The 19897-nt window shown below is 66.1% G+C and carries 21 protein-coding genes; 14 read left to right on the top strand and 7 right to left on the bottom strand.

Annotation, left to right across the window (positions count from 1 at the left end; genetic code table 11):
• From B0E46_RS06105 to B0E46_RS06130, 6 genes are all read left to right on the top strand, one after another.
• Positions 1 to 870 carry a MalM family protein gene (locus tag B0E46_RS06105; RefSeq protein ID WP_077554879.1) on the top strand — a complete coding sequence of 290 codons (870 nt, stop codon included), beginning with the start codon at positions 1 to 3 and terminating at the stop codon, positions 868 to 870.
• On the top strand, positions 870 to 1184 hold the full coding sequence (locus B0E46_RS06110) for a hypothetical protein (RefSeq protein ID WP_077554880.1): 315 nt from the start codon (positions 870 to 872) through the stop codon (positions 1182 to 1184). Before B0E46_RS06105 ends, B0E46_RS06110 begins: the two co-directional genes overlap by 1 nt.
• A gap of 19 nt (positions 1185 to 1203) precedes the next feature.
• A complete protein-coding gene (locus B0E46_RS06115; RefSeq protein WP_077554881.1) occupies positions 1204 to 1995 on the top strand; it encodes an SDR family oxidoreductase in 792 nt (263 codons plus the stop codon).
• 78 nt (positions 1996 to 2073) lie between these two features.
• Positions 2074 to 3540: an aldehyde dehydrogenase gene (locus B0E46_RS06120; protein WP_077554882.1), complete on the top strand. Its 1467-nt coding sequence runs from the start codon at positions 2074 to 2076 to the stop codon at positions 3538 to 3540.
• A gap of 42 nt (positions 3541 to 3582) precedes the next feature.
• On the top strand, positions 3583 to 4254 hold the full coding sequence (gene can, locus B0E46_RS06125) for a carbonate dehydratase (protein ID WP_077554883.1): 672 nt from the start codon (positions 3583 to 3585) through the stop codon (positions 4252 to 4254).
• On the top strand, positions 4251 to 4670 hold the full coding sequence (locus tag B0E46_RS06130; RefSeq protein WP_077554884.1) for a Rid family hydrolase: 420 nt from the start codon (positions 4251 to 4253) through the stop codon (positions 4668 to 4670). The genes can and B0E46_RS06130 overlap by 4 nt, the downstream gene beginning before the upstream one ends.
• A 95-nt stretch (positions 4671 to 4765) precedes the next feature.
• Here B0E46_RS06130 and B0E46_RS06135 read toward each other — a convergent pair whose 3' ends face one another.
• The 3 genes from B0E46_RS06135 to B0E46_RS06145 form a co-directional block, all read right to left on the bottom strand.
• Positions 4766 to 4987 (bottom strand): hypothetical protein, encoded by a 222-nt coding sequence (locus tag B0E46_RS06135; RefSeq protein ID WP_217316320.1) that lies wholly within the window; start codon positions 4985 to 4987, stop codon positions 4766 to 4768.
• Between the two features lie 188 nt (positions 4988 to 5175).
• Complete coding sequence (hutG, locus tag B0E46_RS06140; protein ID WP_077554885.1) at positions 5176 to 5961, bottom strand: N-formylglutamate deformylase; 786 nt, start codon at positions 5959 to 5961, stop codon at positions 5176 to 5178.
• 11 nt (positions 5962 to 5972) lie between these two features.
• A complete protein-coding gene (locus B0E46_RS06145; RefSeq protein ID WP_077554886.1) occupies positions 5973 to 7232 on the bottom strand; it encodes an FAD-dependent oxidoreductase in 1260 nt (419 codons plus the stop codon).
• Between the two features lie 109 nt (positions 7233 to 7341).
• On the opposite strand from B0E46_RS06145, the gene B0E46_RS06150 reads away from it, so the two are divergent.
• The 3 genes from B0E46_RS06150 to B0E46_RS06160 all read left to right on the top strand — a co-directional run bounded on the left by B0E46_RS06150 (position 7342) and on the right by B0E46_RS06160 (position 9617).
• Positions 7342 to 7728 (top strand): BlaI/MecI/CopY family transcriptional regulator, encoded by a 387-nt coding sequence (locus B0E46_RS06150; RefSeq protein WP_077554887.1) that lies wholly within the window; start codon positions 7342 to 7344, stop codon positions 7726 to 7728.
• A gap of 2 nt (positions 7729 to 7730) precedes the next feature.
• Positions 7731 to 8963, top strand: coding sequence for a M56 family metallopeptidase (locus B0E46_RS06155; RefSeq protein WP_077554888.1), 1233 nt, complete (start codon positions 7731 to 7733; stop codon positions 8961 to 8963).
• 141 nt (positions 8964 to 9104) lie between these two features.
• Positions 9105 to 9617: a C40 family peptidase gene (locus B0E46_RS06160; RefSeq protein WP_139350441.1), complete on the top strand. Its 513-nt coding sequence runs from the start codon at positions 9105 to 9107 to the stop codon at positions 9615 to 9617.
• A gap of 152 nt (positions 9618 to 9769) precedes the next feature.
• Here the strand turns inward: B0E46_RS06160 and B0E46_RS06165 are convergent, their stop codons facing one another.
• Positions 9770 to 10255 (bottom strand): peptidylprolyl isomerase, encoded by a 486-nt coding sequence (locus B0E46_RS06165; RefSeq protein ID WP_077554890.1) that lies wholly within the window; start codon positions 10253 to 10255, stop codon positions 9770 to 9772.
• Positions 10256 to 10305: 50 nt separating this feature from the next.
• Positions 10306 to 11538: an MFS transporter gene (locus tag B0E46_RS06170; protein ID WP_077554891.1), complete on the bottom strand. Its 1233-nt coding sequence runs from the start codon at positions 11536 to 11538 to the stop codon at positions 10306 to 10308.
• A gap of 132 nt (positions 11539 to 11670) precedes the next feature.
• Between B0E46_RS06170 and B0E46_RS06175 the strand changes: the two genes are divergently transcribed.
• Both B0E46_RS06175 and B0E46_RS06180 read left to right on the top strand, forming a co-directional pair.
• Positions 11671 to 12327, top strand: a complete 657-nt coding sequence (locus B0E46_RS06175) for a class I SAM-dependent methyltransferase (RefSeq protein ID WP_077554892.1) — start codon at positions 11671 to 11673, stop codon at positions 12325 to 12327.
• A gap of 178 nt (positions 12328 to 12505) precedes the next feature.
• The gene (locus tag B0E46_RS06180) at positions 12506 to 13840 is read left to right on the top strand and encodes a DEAD/DEAH box helicase (protein WP_077554893.1); all 1335 of its coding nucleotides are present in this window, start codon (positions 12506 to 12508) and stop codon (positions 13838 to 13840) included.
• 57 nt (positions 13841 to 13897) lie between these two features.
• Here B0E46_RS06180 and fghA read toward each other — a convergent pair whose 3' ends face one another.
• Entirely contained in the window at positions 13898 to 14746 is an 849-nt protein-coding gene (gene fghA / locus B0E46_RS06185) for an S-formylglutathione hydrolase (protein ID WP_077554894.1), read from the bottom strand.
• A 136-nt stretch (positions 14747 to 14882) separates the two neighbouring features.
• Between fghA and B0E46_RS06190 the strand changes: the two genes are divergently transcribed.
• The 3 genes from B0E46_RS06190 (at position 14883) to B0E46_RS06200 (ending at position 19457) form a co-directional block, all read left to right on the top strand.
• Positions 14883 to 16814 (top strand): DEAD/DEAH box helicase, encoded by a 1932-nt coding sequence (locus B0E46_RS06190; RefSeq protein WP_077554895.1) that lies wholly within the window; start codon positions 14883 to 14885, stop codon positions 16812 to 16814.
• A 137-nt stretch (positions 16815 to 16951) separates the two neighbouring features.
• Positions 16952 to 18565, top strand: a complete 1614-nt coding sequence (locus tag B0E46_RS06195; RefSeq protein ID WP_077554896.1) for a sulfotransferase — start codon at positions 16952 to 16954, stop codon at positions 18563 to 18565.
• Between the two features lie 109 nt (positions 18566 to 18674).
• Positions 18675 to 19457 (top strand): class III extradiol ring-cleavage dioxygenase, encoded by a 783-nt coding sequence (locus tag B0E46_RS06200; protein WP_077554998.1) that lies wholly within the window; start codon positions 18675 to 18677, stop codon positions 19455 to 19457.
• 32 nt (positions 19458 to 19489) lie between these two features.
• Here the strand turns inward: B0E46_RS06200 and B0E46_RS06205 are convergent, their stop codons facing one another.
• Complete coding sequence (locus B0E46_RS06205) at positions 19490 to 19873, bottom strand: YkgJ family cysteine cluster protein (protein ID WP_077554897.1); 384 nt, start codon at positions 19871 to 19873, stop codon at positions 19490 to 19492.
• Positions 19874 to 19897 lie beyond the last annotated feature (24 nt).

The following is a 19897-nucleotide window of genomic DNA, read 5'->3' on the forward strand; positions in this document are numbered from 1 at the left end:
ATGCCGCATCGTTTCCCCACCATTGCCGCCGCCCTGATCGCCACTGTGCTGCTGGGCGGCTGCCACAGCGCGAAGGTATTGATCCCGCCGAACCTGCGCCCGCCGTCCGAGGATTCCGCCGACGTGCTGAAGACCGCCAAGCAGCAGTTGCAGCAGGCCACGCCGTGCTGCAGCAGCTTCGCGGACTTCTCCTACGGCAGCATGCTGCCGTGGCAGCCGCAGAAGTTCACGCTGGGCAGCGGCAGCATGGTCGCCAACCTCAACGGCGTGCACAGCTATTTCCTCGCATTCCGGCTGCCTACCGGCGTCAAGCTGCCCTACCGCGTGGCCGTGAAATCGGAGCTGATCGGTCGCTGGCTGCACAGCAGCTACCTGTTCGCCCCTACCGTCGTGCTGCTGGATGAAGGCTTCCAGCCGATCCACACCGAGGACATCGAGCTGTGCGAGCACATGGGCTGGAGCGACGAAACCACCGGCGCATTCGGCAACCTCAAGATCGATGACGACAAGGCGCGCTACCTGCTCGTCTACAGCTCGGCTGCGCAGCAAACGGGCAAGACCTATTGGGAGCAGTCGCCGGCCTCGGTCTCCAACACGACCGCGGCGACGCTGCAGATGAACTCCAAGGGCAGCTTCAGCATTCCGCACGGACCGGACGGCACGCTGTGGGTCGGCATGATGAACAAGACCTACGCCAAGGCTGTCGACAACGCGATCTGCAAGAAGGCCAAGCCCGGCGACGGCGTGCTCAACACCTTGCGCACCGCACTGCCGCTGCCCTGGAATGCCAGCAATGCCAGCAGCAATGGCACGACAGGCAACGCCGGCAAAACGAGTGATGGCGGCAACAGCACCAGCGGCAGTCCCTGATGATCGCCCTGTATCTGACCCTGCTGACCGCCGGCATAGGCCTGTTCGTGCTGTCCTACATCGCGCAGTTCCGCCTCGCGTCGATGCTGCGGCAGCGCCATCCGCAGCAATGGAAGATCATCGCCGAGCCCGAGCATGGCCAGGCCACGGCCTTTCGCATCTGGATCCGCATGCAGCATGCGCTGCGTTCACCCGCCTTGCCCGCGCTGGGCGATGCCGCCATCGACCGCTGGCAACGGGTATGGCGCTGCAGTCCGTGGCTGGGCTGGCTATGCTGGCTCGCCGCACTGGCCATGCGTCTGCTGCTGCGTTGAAATCCGACCGGAGAATCCCATGCAACTGGATCTGAGTGGGCGCCGCGCGCTGGTCTGCGGCGCCTCGCAAGGCATCGGCCGCGCCAGCGCGATCGAACTGGCCGAACTGGGCGCCAATGTCACCCTGCTGGCACGCTCGGCCGACACGCTGAAAGCCATCGCGGAAAATCTGCCACGCCCCCAGGCCGGTCAGCAACATGACTGGCGCAGCGTGGACATGCTGGATGGCGCAGGCCTGCAGGCCGCGGCGACGGAGATCGCCAGCCGCCAGCCCGTGCACATCCTGATCAACAACACCGGCGGCCCGCCGGGCGGCCCGGCGAACACGGCAACGCCGGACGCGTTCGAAACCGCATTCCGCCAGCATCTGCTGGCTGGCCAGATCCTGCTGCAGGCCTTGCTGCCCGGCATGCGCGCCAGCGGCTACGGCCGCATCGTCAACGTGATTTCCACCTCGGTGAAAGAGCCTATCGCCGGACTGGGCGTATCCAACACCGTCCGCGCCGCCGTCGCCGGCTGGGCCAAGACGCTCTCCGCCGAACTCGCCGCCGACGGCATCACGGTCAACAACGTGCTGCCCGGCTATACCCGCACGGCACGCCTCGACGGCCTGCTGGCGGCACAGGCTACCGCCAGTGGCCGCAGCGAGGATGAGGTCGCCCAGAACATGCTGGCCACAGTTCCCGCTCGCCGCTTCGGCGAAGCCGGCGAGATCGCGGCGGTGATCGCCTTCCTGTGCACGCCGGCGGCAGCCTACGTCAACGGTGTCAGCATTGCCGTGGATGGCGGACGCACGCGGGCCCTGAGTTGATCCGGACATCGCGCCCGGGCGCCGCGCATACGCCAGCGTCCGGTGCATTTGCGGCACGCTGGTTTTAAGCTTGAGCAGATGCCCATCCACCGCCTAGCCAATCTGATCGACGGTCACCTGCAACCTCCCCGGCACGATGCCTGGCTGGACGTGCATGAGCCGGCCACCGGCGCGGTGTTCGCGCACTGCGCCGATTCCTCCGCCGCCGATGTCGATGCCGCCATTGCCGCGGCGAGCCGCGCTGCAGCCAGCTGGGCCAACGCACCCGCCGAACGGCGTGCGCAATGTCTGCAACGGCTGGCCGACCTGATCGAGGCGCGGCTGGAGGAATTTGCCGCACTGGAATCGCGCGACAGCGGCAAGCCGCTGGCCCTCGCCCACTCGCTCGACATCCCGCGCGCCATCAGCAACCTGCGCCACTTCGCCGCCGCCATCATGGGCTGGGGCAGCGAATCGCACGCGATGGCCACCGCTGCCCCCGGCACCGGCGCGATCAATTACACCTTGCGCCAGCCGCTCGGTGTGGTCGGCTGCATCAGTCCGTGGAACCTGCCGCTGTACCTGTTCACCTGGAAGATTGCACCGGCGCTGGCGGCCGGCAACACCGTGGTGGCTAAGCCGTCGGAAGTCACGCCGTGCACGGCGGCACGACTCGGTGAACTGAGCATCGAGGCCGGCTTTCCGCCTGGCGTGCTCAACATCGTGCAGGGTCGCGGCCCGACGGTGGGGCAATCCATCGTGGCGCACCCGCAGGTGAAGGCTGTTTCCTTCACCGGCAGCACGGCCACCGGTGCGCAGATCGCTGCCGTTGCTGCACCGCAGTTCAAGAAAGTCTCGCTGGAGATGGGCGGCAAGAACCCGGCGATCGTGTTCGCCGATGCCGATCTCTGCGACGCGAACCTGGACACCATCGTGCGCTCGGGCTTCGCCAACCAGGGCCAGATCTGCCTGTGCGGCTCGCGCCTGCTGGTGCAGCGCTCGATCTACGACACCTTCCGCGAACGTTATCTCGCGCGGGTGCGTGCGCTGCGCATCGGCGATCCGCAGGATGCCGGCAACGATCTGGGGGCAATCGTCTCGCAAGTGCACCTTGACAAGGTTCTCGGCTGCATCGAGCAAGCCCGCGCCGAAGGTGGCCAAGTGCTTTGTGGCGGCCACGCGCTCGGCGTACCCGGTCGCTGCACCGATGGCTGGTTCATCGCACCCACGGTGATCGAGGGTTTGCCGTCCTCAGCGCAGACCAACCAGCAGGAAATCTTCGGCCCGGTGGTCAGCCTGATTCCGTTCGAGGATGAAGGCGAGGCCCTGGCGATCGCCAACGACAGCCGCTACGGCCTCGCCGCCTCGCTGTGGACGCAGGATCTCTCGCGTGCGCACCGATTCGCCGCCCAGCTGGAATTCGGCATCGTCTGGATCAACTGCTGGCTGCTGCGCGATCTGCGCACGCCGTTCGGCGGCACCAAGCAATCCGGGCTTGGTCGCGAAGGCGGCACTGATGCGCTGCATTTCTTCACCGAACCGAAAAACATCTGCATCCGCTATTGATCAGGCGTCCTTGATCCAACCCGCATCGATGAGTACCCAACCGTGACCAGTCCCCTGCAAGAACTGCTTGATGGCAACCGCCGCTGGTCTGCCGCCAGGCATGCGGAAGACCCGCATTTCTTTGAATACCTGGCCAAGCAGCAATCGCCGAAATACCTGTGGATCGGCTGCTCCGACTCACGCGTGCCGGCCACCCAGATCGTCGACCTGCCGCCGGGCGAGATCTTCGTGCAGCGCAACGTGGCCAACGTGGTCTCGCACAGCGACCTCAACTGCCTCAGCGCCATCCAGTTTGCGGTGGATATCCTCAAGGTCGAGCACATCATCGTCGTCGGCCATTACGGCTGCGGCGGCATCCAGGCGGTGCTGGACGAGCGCCGGCTCGGCCTGGTCGACAACTGGCTGCGGCATGTCGGCGACGTGGCGGAAAAGCATTCCCCGCTGCTCGCCTCGCTGGACCTGATGTCGCTGCGCAACACCCGCCTGTGCGAGCTCAACGCGATCGAGCAGGTGACCAATACCTGCCGTACCACGGTGGTGATGGATGCCTGGGAACGCGGCCAGAAGCTGGCGGTGCATGCATGGTGCTACAGCCTCGACAATGGCCATATGCACGATCTGGACATGCACGTCGATTCGCGCACGGCGCTGGAGCCAGCCTACGCAAGCGCGCTGCAACGATTGACGCGGCTGCCGGTGGCGCATCGGCCATGAGCGGGATCATCCGCACCGATGCCGCCCCGGTGCCGGTAGGCGCCTATCCGCACGCGCGACGTGTCGGCGAGCTGCTGTTCCTCTCCGGTGTCGGCCCGCGCATGCCCGGCAGCAACGCGATTCCCGGCAACGCCTACGATGGCGAAGGCCGGCTGGCCGGCTACGACATCGAGGCGCAATGCCGCCAGGTGTTCGCCAACGTGCGCGCGGTGCTGGAAGCCAGCGGCGCGCATTGGGAGGATCTGGTCGATGTCACCGTCTTCCTCACCGACATGGCCCGCGACTTTGCAGCCTACAACCGGCTCTACACGGAATATTTCGCCGGCGTCGATGCCTGCCGCACCACGCTTGGCATCAACGCGCTGCCGACGCCGATCGCGATCGAGCTCAAATGCGTTGCTGCCCTGCCGCGTTGACCACGGACCGTTTCAACAGGCTCCGTGCATCGCCCACAAAAAAACCCCGCCGTTCGTACCGGCGGGGTTTCGATTTATGACATCCGAACCGATGATCAGCCGCCGGAAGCGGCAGTGCTGGCAGCAGCCGGAGCAGCAGCCTTTTGATGCTTGGTGTGGTGCTTGTGAGACTTGGTCGTGGCGGCCTTGGGAGCCGCAGCAGTCGAAGCAGCAGCCGGAGCGCTCGCAGCCTGCGGAGCAGCGGCCTGAGCCAGCACGGAACCGGAAAGAGCCACGCCCGCAACGAGCAGGGAAGCGATCGCAAGTTTACGCATCATGATGTTAAGCCTCGGATCATTGGGTATCGCGAACCCGGCCGGAACCCGGCAACTCGGGTGGCGCGACGAGTCCACAATAGCAGCAGCAAGCAGGTACGACGACTGAACAGGACACGGGATTTTCACAGCGCACGGATAGCCGGTTCTTGACTTTTACTTGCGCCGATCCGCGACGCAACAACTTGCGATCACTGCAGGCTGATCTGCAGCAACCGACTGATCAATTCCTGCACGACGACCGCCCGCCCTTCGTCGTAATCGAAACTCGTTTCATCCATGTAATTGAGTTGTGCAAGCTCCAGCTGCACCGCCTGCACGCCCGCGGCGGGATTGCCGTAATGGCGCGTGATGTGACCGCCCTTGAAGCGGCCGTTGACGGCAAAACTGAATCGGGACTGGGATTCCAGGCAGGACTGCAGCCGTGCCTGCAGCGCCGCACCACAACTGGCTCCCGATGCCGTGCCGAGGTTGAAGTCCGGCAGTTGGCCATCGAACAGCATCGGCACCTGGCTGCGAATGGAGTGGCCTTCCCACAGCACCACCCGGCCATGCTCGGCATGCAACCTGGCAATTTCTTGCGAAAGCGCCTGGTGATAGGGCTGCCAGTATTCGTTTATCCGCTGTTGAACTTCGGTGGCATCGGGCAATTGGCCATCCAGATACAAGGGTTCGCCATCGAAGCCGATGGTCGATACCAGGCCGGTTTCGCGCTGCCCGGGATACAGCGCATGGCCATCGGCAGGGCGGTTCAAATCAACCACGTAGCGTGAGGCCAGCGGCTTCAGCACGCTGGCGCCCAGCACCTGCGCCAGCGGCTCGTACAACCGTGCAACATGCCAGTCGGTATCCGGCGAACGGCGCGCCACCGGATGCATGCGTGCAGCGATGCTCGCGGGAATGAAGCTGCCATCGTGCGGCAGGCTGATCAGCAGCGGCACACGCCCGCGCTGCAAGGAGAAGCTGCTGGTGCTCATCGTCATCCTGCCTATAGTCCGAACCGCGCTGGCGCATAAGGGGCCGGGTCGATGGCCGGCATGGTGCCGCCGAGCATCGCCGCCACCAGCTCGCCGGTGGCTGCCGACATGCTGACACCGAGCATGCCGTGCGCGGTCGCCAGCAGCAGGTTGGACCAGCGCGCGCTGGGGCCGATGATCGGCACCTCGTCGACGCTCATCGGTCGCCAGCCCCACCATTCCTCCTGCAACTCGGGACCTTCCGGCTCGCGCAGGCCACTGGCCGCGCCGCGCCGCAGCGCGTCGAGCCGCGTGCGGTTGAGGCCTTCGGAGTATCCCGAAAATTCCATCGTGCTACCCAGCCGGTAACCGCTGGCCCAGGTCGTGACGCAGACCGATGCCTCGCGCAGCACCAGCGCATGGCGAGGCGCGCGCGCCGGGCGCGAATAGGTAAGCGAATAACCCTTGCCTGGCTGCATCGGCAGGCGCAGATCCAATGTTTTTGCCAACAGCGGCGACCAGGCGCCGAGCGCCATGACCACCCGATCGCCCTGGAAGGCACCGCGGCTGCTGTGCACATCGGTGATGCAGCCATTGGCCGTCTCGAAACGCTCGACCCGTGCACCGGTCTCGATCACGCCGCCCAACTCGACCACCCGTCGCGCCAGTTCGGCCGCGTAGCGATCCGGTCGCAGCCGCGCATCGCCGGGATGCCGCAGGCCGCCGACCACGCCAGGTTTCAACGCCGGCTCCATGGCCTCGACCTGCTCGCCACTCAGGCGCTGCACCTCGATACCCAGCCCCTCCAGCACGGCGACGTGGTCGCGCGCATCCGCCGCCTGCTTCTGCGCCGTGCGATAGACATACAGATCGCCCTCTTCGACGAATTCGCAATCCAGCGGCTCGTCACGCACCAGCTCGGCCAGCAGCTGGCGCGCGCGCCGCAGGATCGCCGCGCGCGCGCGGGTGGCGCGGGCAAAGTCGCGCCAGTTGCAGTGCCGCGCGAAACCCAGCAGCCAGCGCAGCCGCGGCCCGTCGAAACGCGGATTGAGATACAGCGGTGCATCCGCCGTCAGCATCGAGCGCAGCGCGACACCGATCATGCCCGGCATCGCCAGCGGTGGCGCATGGCTGGGGGTGATCGTGCCGCAGTTGCCGTGCGAGCTGCCACAGCCCGGCGTGCCCTGCTCAAGCACCCGCACACTTGCACCCGCCTTCAGCAGGTACAGCGCACATGCCAGGCCGATGACACCGCCGCCGAGTATCAAGACATCACTGCGCGAAGCATTCATCCATCCATTGTAGCCGGCTGATTTGCCACCTTTCCAAATCGCTTGCACCGAATGAATTACGCGCGTAATCTTTATTTGACTACGAATGTAATCCGTCGAGGAGACAGTCATGCCAAATCCGCCGGTCACGATCAGCGATGCCGAAAGCCGAGTCATGGAAGTGCTCTGGCAGCAAGCGCCGCAGACCTCCGAAGACATCGTCGCCGCCCTGTTGGAGCCCACGGGCTGGCACGAGAAAACCATAAAGACCCTGCTCAACCGCCTGCTCGGCAAAGGTGCGGTCAGTGCCGAAAAGGATGGCCGTCGTTACTTGTATTCACCGCGACTGCGACGCGAAGACTGGCAATGGCAGGAAAGCCGCAGCCTGCTCGATCGCGTGTTCGGCGGCAAGTTGACACCCTTGCTGACGCACTTCAGCCAGCACGAAAAGCTGAGCGCGAAAGACATCGCGGAACTGCGCAAACTGATCGATGCCATCGACAGGAAGGGGCACTGACCATGCTCGCCATGCTGCTGTACGTCACGCTGGGGCTGGCTCTGGTACTGGTATCCCGCAGGCCGGCACGACAGTTGTTCGGCGCAGGGCCGGCTTTCACGTTGTGGTTGCTGCCACCACTGCTGGCCATGCTGCCGTGGCTACCAGTCCTGCCACCGGCGTGGGCTGTCACTCCGACCCTGCTGGTGCTGCCCACGGCACCGATCTTCGTCGCATCAGCAGGACCAACCGTCTCGATACTGCCCTGGCCATTGCTGTTGTGGCTAGCCGGCACACTTTGTTGTCTGCTGCGGCTGGTGATCCATTACGGCCGACTACGGCAGCATAGCCACCGACTGCCCGATGCGATGTACCACACCCTGAAACGGGATCTCGACGGCATGGATCCATGCCGCCTGCGACTGCACCCGGCAGGCCCGGCCGTGCTGTGGGCACCGCGCAGCCTGGTGCTGCTGCCGGCGGATTTCCTCGAGCGCTTCGATGCGGGCGAGCGACGCCTGGTACTGCAGCACGAATATACGCACCTGCGCCGTGGCGATGCGCTGTGGAGCCTGCTCGCCGAACTCGGGACGGCGTTGCTGTGGTTCCACCCGCTGGCGTGGCTTGCGCTGCCGCGACTGCGGCTGGATCAGGAACTCGCCTGCGACGAACACCTGCTGCGCCAGTCGCCGCTGGATGAAACCAGATACGCACACACCTTGCTGCACAGCACCGGCGTGGATGCCATGCCGGCGCTCATCCCCTGGCTCAACCGGCCACAACTGAAGGAGCGACTAAGCATGATCCAGCGTCATCGACCCGGCGCCCTGCGCCGCCGCATAGGCTTCATCGGCTTGACTGCAGTGATGGCAGCTTGCGCCTTCGTGACGCAGGCCGCGGTGCACACCACGCCCGACCAACCGGCATCCAGCAATCTGAGCTTCAACGCAAAGATCAATCCACGCTATCCGGCCGACGCCCTCAAGAATCATCAACAGGGCACCGTCATCCTTGATGTGCTGGTGGGCGCCGATGGCAAGCCGCGCGAAGTCAAGGTGAACCCCGCGACCCAGGCGGCACCCAGTCTGGTCAAGGCAGCCAGCGATGTAGCCATGCAGTGGCGTTTCAACCCGGCGACGAAGAACGGCAAGCGAATCCAAAGCTATGCCCGTGTTCCGGTCAATTTCGAGATGGATACGCCGCCTCCGGCACCACCCGTGCCGTCTGTGCCGCATACGCCGTCAGCAGCGCCATAAGGCTCACCTGATTTCTGAGAACTTCCTTCCAAGTAATTGATTTGATAACCTCGGCGCGACTCACGCCGAGGTTATGCCATGCTCCCGGATCCGGTGCCCCCCATCAGCTCGAGGCCATGCCTTCGGCGCGCCACACGACTGATGTTGCCGGTGGCCACGATCCTGCTGCTGGCCGCCTGCGCGAGCAGCCCGCGTCCGCGCGAAGCCACCTACAAGTCATCGCATTCATCGTTGGCCGATCTGCCGGCCCGCGCGCCATCGGCGACCAGTGCCGGCACGGCCAATGACGTGCTGTTCCGCGCCATGGCACTGGTCGGCACGCCTTACAAGTGGGGCGGCAACACGCCGGAAAGCGGCTTCGATTGCAGCGGACTGGTCGACTACATCTACCGCCACGCCGCCGACATTCTGTTGCCGCACAGTTCGCGCGAGATGGCGACGATGAGTGGACGCAAAGTGTCGCGGATGACCGAGCTGGCCAGCGGCGACCTGGTGTTCTTCGGCAACCGCGGCGGCATCGATCATGTCGGGGTATACGTGGGCAAGGGCCGCTTCGTGCACGCACCGAACAGCGGCGGCACGGTGCGGCTGGACGATATCGATGGGCCGTACTGGGGCGACCACTTCGCCTATGGCAAACGATTGCTGGATTGAGATGGGCAGGCATCAGGCAAGCTGAGGAAGCCACTCAATTGCAGATTTGAGGCAGCGTCGAGTCCCTCATCCCAACCTTCTCCCTGAGGGAGAAGGGGCGAACGAAAAACGGCGCCAGCAGCGCCGTTCTGGTTTGGCTTTTGATCCGCCGGTCAGTGCTCCGCACTGCCCGGCGGATGCGCGTGGCCATGCGCGATCTCTTCCTCGGTGGCGTCGCGCACGTCGCCGATCGCCACGTCGAAGTGCAACGCCTTGCCGGCCATCGGGTGGTTCATGTCCACGTCGATCGCGCTCATGCCGACCTTGTGCACGGTCACCGCACGCTGGCCGCCATCCTTCAGCTTCAGCACCGTGACCATGCCAGCCTTGAGCCGGTTCGCCTGCGGGAAATACTTTTTCGACATGCGCTGGATCTGGCCTTCCTGGTACTCGCCATAGGCATCCGTCGCTGCCACGTCCACGCTCAGCGACTCGCCGGCCTCGTGACCTTCGAGCGCCGTCTCCAGACCCGGAATCAGCTGGCCATGGCCGAGCAGCACCCACAGTTGCTCGTCGCGATCGTGCGAACTTTCCACCTTCTCGCCGTCCACCGTCAGGGTGTAGTGGATCGCGATGACCTTGTCCTTGCCAGCCTTCATTGCCTGTCTCTCGAAGAAGTAAAGGGAGCAATTCTATCAGCGCATCCCGATCATGACTGTGCCCTGCCGAAATCCAGCCCGCGCGCTTCCGGTCCCAGCCACACCAGCAGGGCCAGGACCACGGCGACCACGGCGATCCACAGCGACATGGCGAAGGCATAGTCGCCACCGCGCCAGTCGGCGATCCAGTTCTGCGCGGTAGCCGTGCCGGCCGCCAGCAGGTTGCCCATCTGATAGGCAAAGCCCGGCAGGGTGGCTCGTACGCTGCCAGGCGAGAGCTCGTTGAGATGCGTCGGCACCACACCCCATGCGCCCTGAACCATCACCTGGATCAGGAACGCACCCAGGCCGAGCAGCAGCAACGAGCCGCCGTGCGTCCATAACGGGATCACCGGGATCGCGAGCAGCGCGGCAATGATCATCGCCTTGCGCCGACCGATGCGCTCGGACAACGTGCCGAAGAACAGGCCGCCGGCCAGCGCACCGAGATTGAGCAGCGCGACCAGCATGAACGCCGCACCCGAGCTGGAATCCAAGTGCAGGTTCACCTCTTCGAAGGTGTGGTACATGTCCTGCGAGCCATGGCTGAACATGTTGAACGCCGCCATCAGCAGCATCAGGTAGATCGCCAGTTTCCAGTGGCCGCGCATGGATTCAAGCACGCCGATTTTCCGGTGCTGCGCCTGGCCGCCCCGCCATACCGGCGACTCCGGCACGCTGCGGCGGATGTACAACACCAGCAAGGCGGGCAACGCGCCAACGACAAACAGCCCGCGCCAGCCGATGTGATCGAACAGCAGCCAGTTCGCCAGCGCCGCGAGGAAGAACCCGCACGGATAACCACTCTGCAGCAGCCCGGAAATCAGCCCGCGCGACTTGGCCGGTATCGACTCCATCGCCAGCGACGCGCCGATGCCCCACTCGCCCCCCATCGCGATGCCGAACAGGAAGCGCAGCACCAGCAGCATCGTGATCGAGGTCGAGAACGCGGTAGCCAATTCGAACAGCGAAAACAGGATCACGTCCAGCATCAGGATCGGACGCCGGCCGTAGCGATCGGCCAGCCGCCCGAACAGCAACGCGCCGAGCGGCCGCGCCGCCAGGGTCAGGAACAGGCCGTAGGTGACCTTGGCGTGATCCACGCCGAACTCCTTCGACACCGCGACGATGACGAAGGTGAGCAGAAAGTAATCGAACGCATCCAGCGTCCAGCCGAGGAAACTTGCCAGCACGGTATGCCGCTGGGCGGCATCCAGTTCACGCAGTGGCGCAAGCAGCGACATCAGGCACTCCTCGGATCGGCAGACGGCCGCCATCGTATGCCCGATGCCGGCGAAACACGCAACACCGGCGCATGACAGGCAACCGTCCGATGGCCTAGGCTCGGCCAAGTGTCATCAAGATGCGGAGCACGGATGAACCGAACCACGCGCGCCGGCATCACCAGCCTGTATGACACCCACCTTCAGCGCTGCTACGTCAGGGGCAAGCTGGCCAGCGACCCTGTCTATGCGGCGACCGCCGCACTGCTTGCCGGCACACAGTTGCCCTTGCTCGATATCGGCTGCGGACTTGGCCTGCTCGGGCACTATCTGCATGCAGAAGGTCATCGGCAGCCGTACCTCGGGCTGGACCACGATGCACGCAAGATCAGCGCCGCGCGGCATGCGGCGCACCGCGCAGGACTCGACACCGCGATGAGTCTTCGGGATGGCGATGCCACCGAACTTCCCGCCCTGCTCGGCCATGTCACCTTGCTCGATGTGCTGCACTACCTGCCACGAGAGCGACAGCAGACGCTGCTGCTGATGGCGGCCCGACACCTGGCGCCTCAAGGCATCCTGATCATCCGCAATGTGCTGCGTGAGCCCAACTGGCGTTTCCAGGCCACCCGGCTGGAGGAATTCTTGCTGCACGCGTCCGGCTGGATTCGCGCTGGCGTACAACACTATCCGAGCGCCGACGAATTGCGCGGCACGCTGGAAAACGCCGGACTGGATGTGCGCGTCGAACCCTTGCGCGGACTCACGCCGTTCAACAGCTATCTGATCGTGGCGCAGCCCCATCGCTGAGCCGATTCAAGCCGATCTACCATGCATCCATTCAGACTTGTCGTTGCACAAGGCAGACGCCGCCTCTTCAATCGGCTATACTTGCCGGCGCAGTCGCTCTGACTGCTGCGGCACACGCCGCCCCCTTCCCCAAGTCTGCAACACGGTATGAACACTCCGGGTTGCTCAGGAGTGTTACATGTCCTTCGATTCGCTGGGCCTTGCGCCCGCGTTGCTGCGTGCGCTTGCCGATTACGGTTACACCCAGCCCACCCCGATCCAGGCCGCCGCGATTCCGCCGGCGTTGGCAGGTCACGACCTGCTCGCCGCCGCCCAGACCGGCACCGGCAAGACCGCCGCGTTCGCGCTGCCGCTGCTGCAGAAACTGTCCACCAGTGGCCAGACCATGACGCGCCGCCCGCGTGCGCTGGTGCTGACCCCGACCCGCGAGCTGGCCGCCCAGGTGCATGAGAACCTGCGCGACTACAGCAAGCACATGCAGGTCAGCGCCACCACCATCTTCGGCGGCGTCGGCATGGGCCCGCAGATCAACGTGCTGCGTCGCGGCGTGGATATCGTCATCGCCACCCCGGGCCGGCTGATCGATCACATGCAGCAGCGCACGCTGGATCTGTCGGCGGTGGAAACGCTGATCCTGGATGAAGCGGACCGCATGCTCGACATGGGTTTCCTGCCCGCGCTGAAGCGCATCCTGCAGTCGGTGCCGAAGAAGCGCCAGACGCTGCTGTTCTCCGCCACGTTTGCGCCGGCGATCAAGACGCTGGCGATGGAGTTCATGCACAACCCGAAAGAGATCTCGGTTTCGGCGCCGAACACCGTCACCACCCTGGTCAGCCATCAGGTGCACCCGGTCGATACCTCGCGCAAGCGCGACCTGCTGCTGCATCTGCTGTCGGCCGACAGTCGCCGCCAGTCGCTGGTGTTCAGCCGCACCAAGCACGGCGCCGACAAGCTGGTGACCTTCCTGAATGCCTCCGGCCTGCGCAGCGCCGCGATCCACGGCAACAAGAGCCAGAACGCGCGCACCCGTGCATTGAGCGACTTCAAGAGCGGTCGCATCACCGTGCTGGTGGCCACCGATATCGCCGCCCGCGGCATCGACATCGAGCAGCTGCCGATCGTGATCAACTTCGACCTGCCGTCGGTCGCCGAAGATTATGTGCATCGTATCGGCCGCACCGGCCGCGCCGGCATGGAAGGCCTGGCCGTGTCGCTGGTCAGCCACGACGAGTCCGGCCTGCTGTTCGACATTCGCAAACTGCTCAAGCAGGACATCGCGATCACGCCGATCGCCGGTTACGAGCCTTCCGCACCGCTGCGGCTGGACGCCGGTGCGCCGCGTCCAAAGCAGGGTGGTGGCGGTGGCGGCGGTCAACGTCAATCGCGCGCGCCGCGCCAGGGCAAGCCCGCCGGTTCGGCTCGGCCAAGCGGCTATGCCCCGCAGGGCCGTGGCGATCACGCTGCCGGCAACCAGCGTCGCCGCACGAATTCGCGTCCGGCTGCCAAGGCCTGAGTGGATTGGCGACATGGCGGCCTTAAGGCCGTCATGTCGTGCGCAAGACTGAATGGCTCAGCCCGGCCCGAGTGCCGCGGCGTGATGGCGCAGGTGATCGTCAATGAAACTGGCGATGAACCAGTAGCTGTGGTCGTAGCCGGCATGCCGGCGCAGCAGCAGCGGCTGTCCCGCTTCGGCGCAGGCCTGGTCGAACAGTTCGGGCTTCAGCTGGACCTCCAGAAACTGATCCGCCTCACCTTGGTCGATCAGGATCGTGCCGGGAAAGGTCTGCCGCCGCACCAGCGTGCAGGCATCGTAGTCGCCCCAGGCATTCGGGTCGGCGCCGAGATAGCGTGGCAGCGCCTTGCGTCCCCACGGCACCTCGCTGGGCGCCACGATGGGCGCGAACGCCGACGCCGAGCGGTAACGCGAGGGATGTTTCAGGGCGATCGTCAACGCGCCATGGCCACCCATCGAATGGCCGCAGATGCCACTGCGTGAAACATCCACCGGAAAGTGGGCGGCGATCAAGGCCGGCAACTCGTCCACCACGTAACTGTGCATGCGAAAGCGTGACGACCACGGTGCCATGGTGGCATCGACATAGAAGCCGGCGCCCTCACCGAATTCCCAGTCGCCGGTGGCGCCGTCGATGCCGGTGCCGCGCGGGCTGGTATCGGGCATCACAAGTACGAGGCCCAGTTCGGCGGCCAACCGCTGCGCACCGGCCTTGATCGTGGCGGTTTCCTCGGTGCAGGTCAGTCCGGCCAGGAAATACAGCACCGGGCACGGCTGCCGTGTGGCCTGTGGCGGCTGGTACACGGCGAAGCGCATCGCACCGCCGCAGGCCGCCGAAAGGTGCCGGTAACTGCCCTGGATGCCGCCATGCAGCCGCTGTTCGGAAATCGTTTCAAGCATGTCCATCTTCCTTCGCCCATCCAAACATAACCACGCACCGGCCAGACGTTCAGCCAATACCGCAACGCGCAAGTCCGCAGACTGATAGAATGCACGACTTGCGCCCCGCATTCCCGGTGCCGCTTCCAGTTTCGAGGTCCCCATGTCATCCCCCGCTTCCGACAACGCCCCGGTTCCGTCCGGCTTCGGCGCACTCGCTCTGCACCCCGACGTTTTGCGCGTCCTGGCCGACGTCGGCTACGAATCACCCTCGCCGATCCAGGCCGCCACGATACCGCCGCTGCTCGAAGGTCGCGACGTACTCGGCCAGGCGCAGACCGGCACCGGCAAGACCGCGGCCTTCGCGCTGCCGATCCTGTCGCGCATCAGCCCGCGCGCCGGCAAGCCGCAGGCGCTGGTGTTGGCGCCCACGCGTGAACTGGCGATCCAGGTGGCCGAGGCGTTCCAGCGCTACGCCGCGCACATCCCCGGTTTCCAGGTGCTGCCGATCTACGGCGGCCAGAGCTACGGCCCGCAGCTGCATTCGCTCAAGCGCGGCGTGCACGTCGTGGTCGGCACGCCCGGTCGCGTGATCGATCACATGGACAAGGGCACGCTGGACCTGTCCGAGCTGAAATACCTGGTGCTCGACGAAGCCGACGAGATGCTGCGCATGGGCTTCATCGACGACGTCGAGAAGGTGCTGCAGGCGACGCCGCCCGAACGCCAGGTCGCGCTGTTTTCGGCGACCATGCCCAGCGTCATCCGCAAGATCGCGCAGCGCCACCTGAAGGATCCGGTCGAAGTCACGATCAAGTCCTCCACCACCACCGCGGCGAACATCCGCCAGCGCTACTGGTTCGTCAGCGGCATGCACAAGCTCGACGCGATGACGCGCATCCTCGAAGCCGAGCCGTTCGACGCGATGATCATCTTCGCGCGCACCAAGCAGGCCACCGAGGAACTGGCCGGCAAGCTGCAGGCGCGTGGGCTCGCGGCTGCGGCGATCAACGGCGACATCGCGCAGCCGCAGCGCGAGCGGGTGATCCAGCAGCTGAAGGACGGCAAGCTCGACATCCTGGTCGCCACCGACGTCGCCGCGCGTGGCCTCGACGTGGAACGCATCAGCCACGTGATGAACTACGACATCCCGTACGACACCGAGAGCTACGTGCACCGCATCGGCCGCACCGGCCGCGCCGGTCGCAGCGGTGACGCCATCCTGTTCGTCAGCCCGCGCGAGCGCGGCATGCTGAACGCGATCGAGCGCGCCACCCGCCAGCCGATCGAGCAGATGCAGCTGCCGTCGGTCGACGTGGTCAACGACGTGCGCATCGGCAAGTTCAAGCAGCGCATCAGCGACATGCTGGCGCAGGGCGACCTGGGCCAGTTCCAGAAACTGATCGAGCAGTACGAGCAGGAGCACAACGTGCCGGCGATCGAAATTGCCGCAGCACTGGCGCGCATTGCGCAGGGCGACCAGCCGCTGCTGCTGGCGCCGCCGCCGAAGCGCGAGAAGTACGAGCCCGCCTCACGTGAGCGCGTCGAGCGCGCGGCACGGCGCGAACGCAGCAGCAACGAGCGGCGCCCGTCGTTCGAGCGCGAGGGTGCGGCGAGCCGTCCTGCGCGCGAGGCCAAGTCCCATGAACACCGGCCGCGCGAACACGGTGCGCATGAGCGTGCCGCGCACGAGCAGGCACCACCGCGCGAATTCGGGCACCGCCCGGCGCGCGCGCACGCCACCGAGGAAGGCAAGCGCACCTACCGCATCGAGGTCGGCCACGAGCATGGCGTGAAACCGGGCAACATCGTCGGCGCGATCGCCAACGAGGCCGGCCTGGAAAGCCAGTTCATCGGCCGGCTCAGCATCCGCGACCATTACAGCCTGATCGACCTCCCCGACGGCATGCCGAAGGAAGTGTTCGAGCACCTGAAGAAAGTCTGGGTGGTGCAGCAGCAGCTGCGCATCCACGAGTGGGACGGCACCGACACCGACGCCGGTCATGCCGCGCCGGCGCACAAGCCGGGTGGCTTCAAGAAGCCCGGCGGGTTCAAGCCGCGTCCCGGCGGCGGCAAGCCCCCGCGTCGCAAGTAACCTGCAGCAAGAACGCCAGCGGCCTTTCGCCGGTGGCGCGCTGACCACGCCATCGCGGAATGGCGACCGGTTCGCTCGATAAGCGCCTGTGTGGCCACGTACCATCGGGCGAATCGTCGACACTGCGAGCCCGCCGTATGTCCAGCCCTGCTGCCGAGCAAGCTCCGCATCACCGCGCCGAACCGCGGCTGGACGGCCTTGCGCCGGCCGCTTTGGCGCAACTGCAACTGGCCGCCTGCGCCATTCGCGATGGTGCCGAAGCGCCGGCACGGCGGGCGCTGGGCAGCGTGCTGGACATGGCACCGGAACATCCCGAAGCACTGCGCCTGTACGGCATCCTGCATCTGCGGGCGCACCGTCATGCCGAGGCGCAGGGATCGCTGCGACGGGCCATTGCGCAATGGCCGGACTATGCGCTGGCGCATTCCGACCTCGGCAACGTGCTGCAGGCCGCCGGCGAACTGGATGCGGCATTCGCCAGCTGGCGCCAGGCCTGCGCATTGGCGCCGCAAGCGGCCATGCCATGGTTCAACCTCGGCCGCCACCTGCAACTGCACGGCGACACCGCCGCTGCGATCGACGCGCTGGCGCGCGCGCAATCGTTGGCTCCCGATTTCCTGCCCGCGCTGATCCTGCTGGGCGATGCGCTGGTACACGCAGGCCGTTTCGAAGAAGCCGACCTGCGCTACCGTGCCGCCTTGGCCCGGCACCCTGGCTGCGGCGATGCCTGGCGCGGACTGGCAAACATGAAGACACGCCCGCTGGGCGATGCCGACCGCGAGCAGCTGCGCGCCGCCCTGCGCCGTCCCAACCTTGCCGCCAGCGACCGCATCGCGATGGGCTTTGCACTGGGCAAGGTGCATGAGGACCACGGCGACTACGAACAGGCATTTGCCACACTGAATGCAGCCAACGCACAGCAGCGCGATCTGGCGATGTGGAATGCCGCCGCGTTTCGCACGCACGTCGACGCGATGCTCGCCATCGCGGCCCGACTTCCGTCGCCGCACGACACGGGGCTTGGCCACCCAGTGATCTTCATCGTCGGGTTGCCCCGTTCCGGCTCCACCCTGTTCGAGCAGATCCTTGCCGCCCACCCCGAGGTCGAGGGCGCCAGCGAACTGCCGGATCTGGAGGATGTGCTGAGTGAAGAGTCCGCACGCCGTCGCCAGCCACTGCTGCAATGGCTCGCTGTGGCGACGGCCGACGACTGGGCGCGGCTGGGGCGGCGCTATCTCGAACGTACCGCACGCTGGCGCAGCCGCAAACCGCGACACGTCGACAAGCTGCCTTCCAACTGGCTGCTCGCCGGCGTGCTGGGCGCAATGCTGCCTGGCGCTCGCATCGTGGACGCACGACGCGACGCCCTGGAAACCGGCTGGTCCTGCTACAAGCAGCAGTTCTACCGGCTGCCGCATTTCGCCTGCACGCTGAGCGACATCGCCGCCTATATCCGCGACCACGAGCGGACGATGGCGCGCTGGCAGGCCGCCGATCCGCGGCGCATCCGCGTCCAGCCTTACGAGGCGTTGCTGGCCGATCCGGAACACGAGATCCGCGCGCTGCTGGCATTCTGCGGACTGGCCTTCGACCCGGCCTGCCTGGACTACCATCTAGCGGCGCGCAGCGTGCGCACGGCCAGCGCAGCGCAGGTCAGGCAGCCGCTGCAACGCGACACGGCGCGCGCCGCCCGCTACGGCGCGCTGCTCGATCCGCTGCGTTTCGGCCTGGGCATCCCGACACTCGGCTAGTACGGGCGATTGTGCGTCGTTGGCAACGCATCGTTTCCTGCGGCGGTCGCCGCACGAGCCCGATTCGCCCCCACTATGGCTGCATGGATTTCACCGAGCGATGCCCGACATGACCACCCTGCCCAGCCTGTACATCTCGCACGGTTCACCGATGACCGCGCTGCAACCCGGCCTCACCGGCGAGCGGCTGGCCGAACTGGCCGCCGTACTGCCGCGACCGCAGGCGATCGTGATGGCCAGTGCGCACTGGCTGTCGCGACGTCCGCAGGTCGGCAGCGCGGCCATGCCCGGGACCATCCACGACTTCGGCGGCTTCCCCGCGGCGCTGTACCAGCTGCGCTATCCGGCGCCTGGTGCGCCCGCGTTGGCCGATCGCGTGATGCAGTTGCTGGACCGCGCTGGGCTGGCGCCGGCTGCAGATCCCGGGCGCGGGCTCGATCATGGCGCCTGGGTGCCGCTGCGCCTGCTGTATCCGGCGGCGGACATCCCGGTGGTACCGGTGTCGATCCAGCCCGAACTCGGCCCCATGCACCAGTATGCATTGGGCCAGGCGCTGGCGCCCTTGCGCGACGAGGGCGTGCTGGTGATCGGTTCGGGCAGCATCACGCACAACCTGCACGACCTGCGCGCCGGCTACAGCGACGAGCGACAGGCACCGTACGTGAAACCGTTCATCGACTGGATCGAGCAGAAGCTCGCTACCGGCGACATCGACGCCTTGCTCGACTATCGCCGGCAGGCGCCGTTTGCCGAACGCGCACATCCCACCGACGAACACCTGCTGCCGCTGTTCGTGGCCTTGGGCGCGGCGGGAGCAAACGCCCGCGCGCAACGGATCGACGCCGGCATCGACATGGGCCTGCTGGCGATGGACATCTACCGGTTCGACTGAGCGGACGGCATCGCAACCGGGGCGGGTTGCTTTCAGGCGATCTGTGGCAGCGATGCCGCGGCATCGAACGGCTCAAGCCAGTCCTGCGGTGTCAGCACCGACAGTCCATGCGCCAGGCGCGCCTTGTCGCATTGCGGGCTGATCGCGCCGGACTCCCACGATGGCTGCACCTCGCGGCACACCGACGGTCGCCGCGCATAGATGCCGCAGTGCGCAGCCTTGCCCACCGTGCCCTGCAAGGCCACGCAGCGTGGCTGCGCGGCGTCGGTGCCGCGCATCGCCAGCCGGTGCGGATCGAGTTTCTCGGTGAACTCGGGCGGCACGCAGCCACCGAGCGAGGCATCCGCCTCCGACCAGTGGAATGCCACGCGGAAGAAGGCGCAGCAGGCACCGCAACGCAGACAGGGATGTTCCATCAAGCTGACCATGGCGCACCCCGA

This window comes from Rhodanobacter sp. B04 (assembly GCF_002001125.1).
Lineage (GTDB): Bacteria > Pseudomonadota > Gammaproteobacteria > Xanthomonadales > Rhodanobacteraceae > Rhodanobacter.